Origin of the sequence: Microcystis sp. M061S2 (assembly GCF_020245605.1) — a bacterium.
In the GTDB taxonomy this organism is placed as follows: domain Bacteria; phylum Cyanobacteriota; class Cyanobacteriia; order Cyanobacteriales; family Microcystaceae; genus Microcystis.
The window spans coordinates 104,461-115,318 of sequence record NZ_JADBUP010000074.1 but is presented as its reverse complement, the minus strand read 5'-3'; the positions used below and the strand labels follow the sequence as shown (position 1 = coordinate 115,318).

The 10,858-nt window shown below is 45.9% G+C and carries 9 protein-coding genes; 5 read left to right on the top strand and 4 right to left on the bottom strand.

From position 1 onward, the window contains the following. Positions 1–242: 242 nt before the first annotated feature. Positions 243–1,439 (bottom strand): DNA double-strand break repair nuclease NurA, encoded by a 1,197-nt coding sequence (locus IM475_RS13525; RefSeq protein WP_287659071.1) that lies wholly within the window; start codon positions 1,437–1,439, stop codon positions 243–245. Between the two features lie 288 nt (positions 1,440–1,727). On the opposite strand from IM475_RS13525, the gene rpsL reads away from it, so the two are divergent. The 5 genes from rpsL to rpsJ all read left to right on the top strand — a co-directional run bounded on the left by rpsL (position 1,728) and on the right by rpsJ (position 6,748). Next, entirely contained in the window at positions 1,728–2,111 is a 384-nt protein-coding gene (gene rpsL / locus IM475_RS13520; RefSeq protein ID WP_002740176.1) for a 30S ribosomal protein S12, read from the top strand. 155 nt (positions 2,112–2,266) lie between these two features. Beyond that, positions 2,267–2,737, top strand: a complete 471-nt coding sequence (gene rpsG, locus IM475_RS13515) for a 30S ribosomal protein S7 (RefSeq protein WP_002739653.1) — start codon at positions 2,267–2,269, stop codon at positions 2,735–2,737. 143 nt (positions 2,738–2,880) lie between these two features. Next, complete coding sequence (fusA, locus tag IM475_RS13510; RefSeq protein ID WP_287727906.1) at positions 2,881–4,956, top strand: elongation factor G; 2,076 nt, start codon at positions 2,881–2,883, stop codon at positions 4,954–4,956. A 154-nt stretch (positions 4,957–5,110) separates the two neighbouring features. Next, on the top strand, positions 5,111–6,340 hold the full coding sequence (gene tuf / locus IM475_RS13505) for an elongation factor Tu (protein WP_147069203.1): 1,230 nt from the start codon (positions 5,111–5,113) through the stop codon (positions 6,338–6,340). Positions 6,341–6,430: 90 nt separating this feature from the next. Then, positions 6,431–6,748 (top strand): 30S ribosomal protein S10, encoded by a 318-nt coding sequence (gene rpsJ / locus IM475_RS13500; RefSeq protein ID WP_002800099.1) that lies wholly within the window; start codon positions 6,431–6,433, stop codon positions 6,746–6,748. 134 nt (positions 6,749–6,882) lie between these two features. On the opposite strand, the gene IM475_RS13495 is transcribed toward rpsJ, so the two are convergent. The 3 genes from IM475_RS13495 to IM475_RS13485 all read right to left on the bottom strand — a co-directional run bounded on the left by IM475_RS13495 (position 6,883) and on the right by IM475_RS13485 (position 10,826). After that, the gene (locus tag IM475_RS13495) at positions 6,883–8,535 is read right to left on the bottom strand and encodes a lipoxygenase family protein (protein WP_287727905.1); all 1,653 of its coding nucleotides are present in this window, start codon (positions 8,533–8,535) and stop codon (positions 6,883–6,885) included. Between the two features lie 358 nt (positions 8,536–8,893). Further along, complete coding sequence (gene glyQ, locus IM475_RS13490) at positions 8,894–9,769, bottom strand: glycine--tRNA ligase subunit alpha (RefSeq protein ID WP_008201736.1); 876 nt, start codon at positions 9,767–9,769, stop codon at positions 8,894–8,896. A 133-nt stretch (positions 9,770–9,902) separates the two neighbouring features. Then, positions 9,903–10,826 (bottom strand): serine/threonine protein kinase, encoded by a 924-nt coding sequence (locus IM475_RS13485; protein ID WP_287727909.1) that lies wholly within the window; start codon positions 10,824–10,826, stop codon positions 9,903–9,905. Between the last annotated feature and the right edge of the window lie 32 nt (positions 10,827–10,858).

Genomic DNA, 10,858 nt, shown 5'->3' with positions numbered 1-10,858 from the left:
GTTCGATAGCTGGAATGTATATCTATCGTTGCTAATTCAATTTTACTTAAAAAATATGAGGCAATTAAAATAATTTTTATTCGGGTAGATTCCTTAACTAGAAAGACTTTTGGTCTTGAGATAATATTAGGTCGAGGTCTAATCCGGTTATTAAAGACTGATTATCTATTGCCCCTTTTGCCTTTTGCAAGAGTGCCTTTTGCCTGTCCTGATATGTAAGCCTATACTCAACAGATTTACTATTAAGCGATACTACTGCGCTTTCTCGCTTCTTTATAAGATGTTCCCACATCCTGTAAACCGACTTTAATCATCTGTTGTTCCAAAAGGGCAAAAAAACGCAAGCGATCGCCACCTTTAATCACCGCTAAATTGTGCGCTTCCGCTAAGGCGATCGGATAACCATAACCTTTTAACACCTGGGCTAGTAAAATACTCAAAGAGCGATCGAGTAATTCTCGCTCCTCTACCACCCAAGCAGGAACTTCTACCCTAGCGATTTCCGTCCCCACATGGAGATAACAGAAGTAAATGCGATGCTCATCCCCATAAAGATCGAGGATTTTCAAAGAACTGCGCCAAAAAGGACTTCTTTGTCCCGGTTCCAATAAATAACCCCAGAGAGAAGCATCCCGGAGAGGATCGACGACGCGACAAGGGGTTTTTTCTGGGTCTAAATCACCGCAATTGATCAAGCAATTGGGAGTATCATGGGGACAAGATTGTAAACGCAGGAAATTTAAGCCTTCCGTGCTACGAGAAGCACTAATATAACCCATAAGCGGGATTCTAGCTGATTTTAAATCGTCCCAAGACTGAAAAATCGGTGGCAAAATTAAATCTTTTGCTTCCGGGGGGAGACTATCGATAAACCAATAGATCAAAGAACCATCCACGAGGGCTAAATTTGGTTCATAATGGGCCCCGGGGGGTTTTACCCAACGAGTAGCCATTTCTGCTAACATTTGGCTTTCTAATACCGTCCGACGATAACTCATCCACTCATCGACGCGAATACCCCACTGTTTAGAAATGTAGAGGTCTTCTGATTTGTAATAGACTTCGGGAATGCTATCGAGGAGAGGGTGCAAATTTTGACCATAGTGCAACATGATCCTACCGATGTTAATTAGATAACAGTAGGCGATTTCGTGGTGAGAAGGGGCAATTTGGGAACCATCCGTGGCAAAAACGCTATGACTTTCGGGAGGGGGAAGGATACTAACGCGGGTGTCGAGAGGTTCGATCGGTAGCGCTACGGAGAAAATTAGGCGATCGTGCCAGTTATGATAGAGTTCTAGCAGTTTTTCCTGTTGCTGTTGAGCCTGTTCTAAAAGAATTTTAGCCCGTTGCACTCGCTCGCGACTAGCTGCCACTTCCTGTTGAAAATGTTGACTAATCCCTGGCATTTTTGCCGCTAATTTGGCAAGATCGAGCATAACTATCCTCTCCCTGACTTTTTTTGATGTTATCGCAATTTCCTGTCTCTAATGCTAATTTTGTCAATTATTGCCAAATTTATCCATAATACCTGCAGTTGCGTCCTTTCCTATCACAGCGATCAAGATTTTGTTATCTAACCAAAAAGACAATCTCTAACATCTAAACCGGAGAAAAGCACAATCGCGTACTTGACAACAAGAGCAACAATTTGCTATAATGACCTTTTGTCAACGATTTGACCTTCGGTAATAGGAGTTCAGAGTAACCTTAGATACAGCCCTATCATGCCCACCATTCAGCAATTAATACGCGACGAAAGATCCAAAGCGAAAAGAAAAACCAAATCTCCCGCCCTCAAACAATGCCCCCAACGTCGGGGAGTTTGTACAAGAGTATATACCACCACACCGAAAAAACCCAACTCAGCCCTACGGAAAGTGGCTAGGGTACGTTTGACCTCTGGATTTGAGGTGACAGCCTACATCCCGGGCATCGGTCATAACCTGCAAGAACACTCGGTCGTCCTCATTCGCGGCGGTCGGGTCAAAGATCTACCCGGAGTCAGATATCACATCATTCGCGGCACCCTCGATGCCACCGGGGTGAAAAACCGTCAAAAGGCGCGGTCTAAGTACGGAACCAAACGCCCCAAACCCGCCGCTAAATAAACAGGGAATTGATTAACCAAAAAAATACTCCCACCGAGTCGGTCAAAGTTAACCCAAGAGACTGAAAACTCGCAGGAGGGGGTTTGAGATGGGCTGTAATCATCCGACTGTCAAGCAAAAGTTAAAGTTAACCTAGAAAATTCAGGAATATTCCGATGTCTCGCCGTAAAAACGTCAAAAAACGTCCTATTCCCCCCGATCCCGTTTACAATAGCTGTTTAGTCAGCATGACCATCCGCCGGATCATGCGATCGGGCAAGAAATCCCTGGCCGCTAACATCGTTTACGATGCCCTGAAAACCGTCGGCGAACGTACCGGCCAAGAACCCCTAGAAGTATTTGAAAAAGCCGTTAAAAACGCCACCCCCCTAGTGGAAGTGAAAGCCCGCCGGGTCGGTGGAGCCACCTATCAAGTCCCGATGGAAGTACGCACCAACCGTGGTAGTACATTGGCACTGCGTTGGTTAGTCCACTATGCTCGGACTAGAGGTGGCAAAACCATGGCAGGTAAACTAGCCAACGAGATCATGGACGCAGCCAATGAAACCGGCGGCACGATCAAAAAACGGGAAGAAACCCACCGGATGGCAGAGGCAAACAAAGCCTTTGCCCACTATCGTTACTAAGAAAGATACTTTAAAGATACTTTAAGGGCGGTGGAACACACCGCTGCCGCCAAAAAACTGTCAAGAAAAGTATAAAATTGTAAATAGTGTAAAAAATCCTAGAACAAAATCCCATCACTGGCAAGCAAAGCAAGGAGGTTGCTGTGGCACGGACTATCCCGCTAGAGAGAGTGCGAAACATCGGAATCGCCGCTCATATAGACGCGGGCAAAACAACGACAACAGAAAGAATCCTGTTCTACACGGGAGTCGCTCATAAACTGGGCGAAGTCCACGACGGAACGGCAATTACCGACTGGATGGAACAGGAACGGGAGCGAGGAATCACCATCACCGCCGCCGCCATCAGTACCAGTTGGCAAGATCATCGCATCAACATCATTGACACCCCTGGCCACGTCGATTTCACCATTGAAGTGGAACGTTCCATGCGGGTACTCGATGGAGTAGTGGCGGTTTTCTGCTCTGTTGGTGGTGTACAACCCCAATCGGAAACCGTCTGGAGACAAGCCGATCGGTACAAAGTACCCCGGATTGCCTTTATCAACAAAATGGACAGAACGGGAGCGAACTTCTTCAAAGTTTACGAACAATTAAGAGATCGCCTTAGAGCTAACGCCGTTCCCATCCAAATGCCGATCGGCGCGGAAAGCGAACTGAGCGGGATCATCGATCTCGTCAAGATGCGCGCCTATATATATAAGGACGATCTAGGGAAAGACATAGAAGAAACCGACATTCCCGAAGACTTATTGAAAAAGGCCGAAGAATTCCGCCTGCAGCTGGTGGAGGCTGTAGCGGAAGCCGATGAAGAACTCCTAGAAAAATATCTAGAAGGTGAAGAACTCACCGAAGCCGAAATCAAACGCGGTCTCAGAGAAGGGACGATTGCAGGTACAATTGTTCCCGTCCTCTGCGGGTCGGCTTTCAAAAACAAAGGGGTACAACTGCTCCTCGATGCCGTTGTCGATTATCTGCCCTCACCCTCGGAAGTAGCCGCCGTTAAAGGGATTCTCCCCGATGGTAGCGAGGCAATCCGGGAAGCCAAGGACGATGCGCCCTTCTCGGCTCTCGCCTTCAAAATCATGGCCGATCCCTTCGGTCGTTTAACCTTCCTACGGGTCTATTCCGGTGTACTAGCTAAAGGCAGCTACGCCTACAACTCCACCAAAGGAACCAAAGAACGGATCGCTCGCCTGATCATCCTCAAATCCAACGAACGGATCGAAGTGGATGAACTGCGCGCCGGTGATCTGGGAGCGGCGATCGGACTGAAAAACACCATTACCGGGGATACCCTCTGTGATGATAAGAACCCGATTATTCTAGAATCCCTCTTTATCCCCGAACCGGTTATCTCCGTGGCGGTGGAACCGAAAACCAAACAGGACATCGAGAAACTCAGCAAAGCTCTGCAAGCTCTCTCCGATGAAGATCCCACCTTCCGGGTCAAAGTTGATCCCGAAACCAATCAAACGGTAATCGCCGGGATGGGAGAACTGCACCTGGAAATCCTCGTCGATCGGATGCTGCGGGAATACAAAGTCGAAGCGACGGTGGGCGCTCCCCAAGTTGCCTATCGGGAAACTGTGCGGAAACCCGTACGGGCCGAGGGTAAATTTATCCGTCAAAGTGGCGGTAAAGGACAGTACGGCCACGTCGTCATCGAACTCGAACCGGGTGAACCGGGATCTGGCTTTGTCTTCGTCTCCAAAATTGTCGGTGGTGCTATCCCCAAAGAATACATCAACCCCTCAGAACAAGGGATGAAAGAAGCTTGCGAATCGGGTATCGTTGCGGGTTATCCCGTCATCGACCTGAAAGCAACCCTTGTGGATGGTTCTTTCCACGATGTGGACTCCTCCGAGATGGCCTTTAAGATTGCCGGTTCCATGGCGATTAAGGAAGCGGTGATGAAAGCTACCCCCGTTCTCCTAGAACCGATGATGAAGGTCGAGGTGGAAGTACCCGAAGACTTCATCGGTAACGTCATCGGTGATCTTAACTCTCGTCGGGGACAAATCGACGGTCAAGAAACCGAGGCCGGCATCGCCAAAGTCTCCGCTAAAGTTCCCTTAGCGGAAATGTTTGGTTACGCCACTGATATTCGCTCCAAAACCCAAGGACGGGGCATCTTCACCATGGAATTTAGCCATTACGAAGAAGTCCCCCGCAACGTGGCCGAGGCGATTATCGCCAAAAGTAAGGGGAACGGCTAATCAGTAATCCAGTGACCGGTGAGCAGTGAAGACAAACCGATCATTTAAATTTGATCGGTCAACCCTAATAACTGCTAACTTAAAACTGATCTCTGGTGACTGATTACTGTTCACCCACCTGAAGAAGAAAAAAAAACAAAGGAACAGAAAGTAAATGGCACGCGCTAAATTTGAACGGACGAAACCCCACGTTAACATCGGCACGATCGGTCACGTTGACCACGGCAAAACTACCCTCACCGCCGCTATCACGATGACCCTAGCGGCTCTGGGTAATGCCCAAGCTAAAAAATACGATGAAATCGATGCCGCTCCCGAAGAAAAGGCTCGCGGGATCACCATCAACACCGCTCACGTTGAGTACGAAACCGCCAGTCGCCACTATGCACACGTGGACTGCCCCGGCCACGCGGACTATGTAAAAAACATGATCACCGGTGCGGCACAGATGGACGGTGGTATTCTCGTGGTCTCGGCCGCCGATGGCCCGATGCCCCAAACCCGGGAACATATCCTGCTGGCTCGTCAGGTGGGTGTACCTAACCTGGTGGTCTTCCTCAACAAAAAAGATATGGTGGACGACGAGGAGTTACTGGAACTCGTAGAACTGGAAGTACGCGAACTTCTCACCAATTACGACTTCGCTGGCGACGATATCCCCATTATTGCCGGTTCTGCGAAAGAAGCCCTCGACTACATGACCAAAAATCCCAAGGCCCAAAAAGGCGATAACGAGTGGGTGGACGCAATTTATGAATTAATGGAAGCGGTAGATAGCTATATCCCCACCCCCGAACGGGATATCGATAAACCCTTCCTGATGGCGGTAGAAGACGTATTCTCGATTACTGGTCGGGGGACGGTGGCTACCGGTCGGATCGAACGCGGTATTGTGAAAGTGGGTGATAACGTGGAATTGGTCGGGATCAGAGAAACTCGCCCCACCACCGTCACCGGGATCGAAATGTTCAAGAAAAGTCTTGACCAAGGGATGGCCGGTGACAACGCGGGTATCCTCCTGCGTGGTATCCAAAAAACCGACATCGAGCGCGGCATGGTGATCGCTAAACCGGGTACGATCAAACCCCACACCCAGTTTGAAGGGGAGGTGTATGTGTTAAGTAAAGAAGAGGGTGGTCGTCACACTCCTTTCTTTAAAAACTATCGTCCTCAGTTCTATGTACGGACAACTGACGTAACTGGCACGATCCAAGACTACACCGCCGATGATGGCAGCACTGTAGAAATGGTCATGCCGGGAGACCGGATCAAAATGACCGTGGAACTGATCAACCCGATCGCTATTGAACAGGGTATGCGCTTCGCTATTCGCGAAGGTGGTCGCACCATCGGTTCTGGCGTTATCTCGAAAATTATCAAGTAGGCTAATCTACTAATTAACGGGGCAGTGAATTTAAAAGCTGCTCCGTTACTGTCTTTATTTTGTACCTTGACAATTGCAATAGGTGAAATTATGGCTACGTTACAACAACAGAAAATTCGCATTCGTTTGAAAGCTTTTGACCGGCGCTTACTCGATACTTCCTGTGAGAAGATTGTCGATACTGCCAATAGAACTAACGCCACGGCCATCGGACCGATTCCCCTACCGACCAAAAGAAAGATTTATTGTGTCCTGCGTTCCCCTCACGTTGACAAGGACTCCCGTGAACATTTTGAAACCCGCACCCATCGCCGCATTATTGATATTTACCAACCCTCTTCTAAGACAATCGATGCTTTGATGAAATTAGATTTACCCGCAGGGGTTGATATTGAAGTTAAATTGTAAAAAATGCCAAAAAGATGTTATCGCTAACATCTTTTTTTCTTAGAGACTCTTTGTCATGGTGTTTCTCGTCTAGTTTTTGTGGACGAGAATCACCATTAGATACCCCAGCAGCCCATCAAGGTGGCGGTTGCTCTTTAAATATTGATACTATTGGGGATGCGAGAGGGTTTCAGGAAAATATAAGGCGTAATTCGGGTTGAATTGCGCCGATCGATCTCATTTTCGATCGCTTTTAATTTAGCTTGGAAAACCGCCAAAATCGGGTAAGTGCGTTGATCTGGGAAATCATTTCGGGATGGATAACCAAAACGGTTGAATTGAAAAGCTGTTAAAGTGTGCATAATTTCCAATTGATAAGTGGCCTGGGCCTGGGGGGGCAAAAGACGGAGAATATAATCCATATTCACCTCCTCAGATGCTTTGGGAGGAGATTGATAACCGGCTAGGGGAATATTCGCGCAAAAGGCGAGATAATCGTATTGAGAATAATTAACCGCCGCGTGTTGTGGTCCAGCAATAAAAATTATCTGGGTGACAACTTCGATTAATTTGGCTAAAGTGTCTAATTTTCCGTCAGAAACTAATTTTTTAATGCCTCCACCTTCAGGTGACATCAATTTTCGCACCCAAGCTTGTAATTCTGTATCCTCGTTTACATCCGCGTCGGAAGTATAGTAAAGACTTAGGTAATCTTTGACGTAGGTTTCCGTTGCTTGCCAAAGTAAGAGAGCATCGTCCCGGTAGGGGTAATCTGGTAGTCGGGAGGTATCATCGACTTGGCGGAAGGCTAATTGCTTGGGTAGGGTATAATCGGCGAAATTATCCAATCTTTGACGATAGGAAGTCTTAATTATCTCGATAGATGCTTCTAGCGTCCCCGCTAATAGACGATCAACGAATCCGCCTGGGCTAATTAACTCGCTCTCGGCTAAAGTATTAATAGCGAGGGTAAATTGAAAATGAGGTTTTAATAGAATTGCCAGAGGATGATTGAGTGCTAACTCGGTAGCTGTGGCTAAAACAAAAGCTTCCGCTACTAAATGGGTATGGCTGAGGTGACTAACTAATTCATGGTGATTCCCGTCGGCAATTTGCACGAAAATCTTCGCCATTAACCAATTAAGTCCGTCATCGGGGGTATAGATGCGCTGATTAGGTACGGTCGGATCCTGATACAATTGAATGGCAACCGGTACTAATCCCCCTTGACCGCGTAAACCCCTAGCGCGCCAACAGAAAAGGACAAGAGGTGCTGTTGCGGTTTTCATACCCCTTTGATAACTGCCTAAAGTTAGGTTGTTTAGGGGGGCATAATCTGCTAGAAATAAGTTACCCTTAGCGGCTTCCGAGGCAATGGTTTTATCGGGTCCCATGGCTTTTTGGAAGATAGCATCGCTGACGGGGAAATTATCCGGTAAGCTGCTAATCCCGCGGATGACCATGGGATTTAATCCCGCTAATCTTTGGTGGGCAAAACTTGTGTTAGATTGCCAAGTTTTAATACTTGTGGGTTTGGGAAGGAGAGGAAAAAGTTGTTCGTAATCTTCTAATTTGTCAAAGGGATCAAAGACATTTTCTATTTTCGTGGCCACGCTATTGGCAATTAAAGCACTCAAGCCTTTACGCAGCATTAATTGATAGGAAATAGAGAAATTTTCTTGGGCAGGTAAATCTTTGACGAGGGTGATACCACTAACGGAATCATAGATGTAGACTTGTTTTTGTCTTTGTAGTAATTCTTGTCGTTTGATAGAATCAGCATCATTTTGGGGTAGCGATGGTATCATCAAAGTAACTCCTTGTCTAAAAAATTAGAACTTAAAAAGCTTAGTCTTTTTCCTGGCACTAATAGGCTAGTCAAAGTAAAGAATTACATCCAACAAAAGGGTCTTTTGAGGCGAATTACCGGCTAGATATAGTGTCACCCACTAATATACCAGTAGAACCCGGTTAGATTGCAGAAATATCGCCTCTGTTTGTAAAACTTAATGTATTAATTCTCTGACTGATGAGGTACAAAGTTACTGGTTCGAGGTTGGGGAGATTTTATCAGTGAACAGTAAACAGTGAACTGAAAACTCGCATCTGATAACTGGTAACTGATTACTGATTACTGAAAATGCTGACGGCTAGAATAACTGATTGCTAAACCGTTTGTAGGGGAAAACCTAAAGCTTCTCGTTGCTGTAAATACAATTGGGCAACCTGTCGCGCCAAATGGCGAATTCTGCCGATATAACGGGTTCTTTCAGCTACAGCAATCACACCTCTAGCATCGAGTAAATTAAAAGTATGGGAACATTTGAGAACATAATCTAGACTGGGAATCACCAGAGAGCGATCGATTAATTGTTTAGCTTCCTGTTCATATAAACTGAATAAACTAAATAACAACTCAGGATTAGAAGCCTCAAAATTGTAGGTACATTGTTCGATTTCATTTTGTAGAAAAATATCACCGTAGAGGATATTTTCATTCCATTGAATTTTATTAATTGCCTCCACATCTTGCAGATACATGGCTAATCTTTCTAAACCGTAGGTAATTTCGATCGCCACGGGACGACAATCGATGCCCCCACACTGTTGAAAGTAGGTAAATTGAGTGATTTCCATACCATCTAACCACACTTCCCAACCCACACCCCAAGCGCCAAGGGTGGGAGATTCCCAGTTATCTTCCACGAAGCGAATATCGTGATCTTCTGGGTTAATTCCTAACACCCGCAGGGAGTCTAAATAGATTTCCTGAATATTATCAGGAGAGGGTTTAATTAGGACTTGATATTGATAGTAATGCTGAAAACGATTGGGATTTTCGCCATAACGGCCATCCGTAGGACGACGACAGGGTTCCACATAGGCAACGGCCCAAGGTTCCGGACCAATTGCCCTTAAAAAGGTGTGGGGACTCATGGTTCCTGCACCTTTTTCGGTATCATAGGGTTGAGCAACTAAGCAACCGCGATCAGCCCAAAATTCATTTAATTTAGCGATAACAGCTTGGAAAGTTAGAGACATGGGAAAAAGTAAAAAAGCGGGTTAGGGGAATTATAAATTATGAATTATAAATTATAAATTATGAATTGGGAAGTGGGGAGCTTTTCAGTGATCAGTAAACAGTAAACTGATAACTGATAACTGACGGTTAAAGTCATTGACTTACTTTTAACTGTAAGCGAAAGTGAACGGGGGTAGAAGATTGGGGGAGAATAACTAATTCATAAAATCCCTCTTCGGGTAATTGACCGGACCATTGCCGATCGCTAGACTTGTCTAAAAGGGTAATATTACCCGTGGGAGAGTAGAAAGATAGTAAAACTTCGCCTTCCGCCTCTAAATTTAAGTCTAACCGATCACCAGAACGCAATTTTATTGCATAGGCTTTTCCTTGTCCCTCGCTGATAATTGCCTCGATCACTTCCTCTCCCCCCGCGTCTAAACTTTCGATCGCTTGGTAGGATAGGCCAGACTGTAAAGATTGTAACTGATTCCAAGCCAAACCACTCCACAGTTGTCCTAGGCTACTATCAAAATTTGGTCTTTCTGTCAATTCGGGAAATAGCTGAAAAAAAGCAGTATCAGTGAGTAAATTAAGAACTCTACTGCTTAATCGTAACTGATTTACTTGTTCTCGCCATTTTTCTCGCTGTTGCTCGTCGTAGCTACCTAATGCTTCTCTAGTGCCAGAATCGAGACGTTCTAAGCGATCAAGGATTGCTGCTGCTAAAATATCTCTTTGTTCCTGTTTCTGTTTTTCCTCTTTGATATCCCCATAGCGGAGGTTAAACAATTCATTGACAAGATTTTTAAAAAACTGACTATCAATTCCCAACTCCAGACGGCGCTTTCTCATCTCGGCTTTCCGTTGCCATGCCCGATCTGTGGCAGAATTAAAATTATTTTCCTCCGTGGCAAAAACGGGTTTAACGGTTTGGGGTTGATTGCTGTGTTTAACCCACTGTTTCCCGATTAACCAGCCTATTGCCGCCGATAATAACATCAAAAGGCAAAAAATAGCGATCCTGCCGGAACAGCCGAGAAAAACGGGCGATTTATTCCGAGAATTAGCGGCCATTGTCTCCTTAGACGATGTGGGGTTTTGATCTG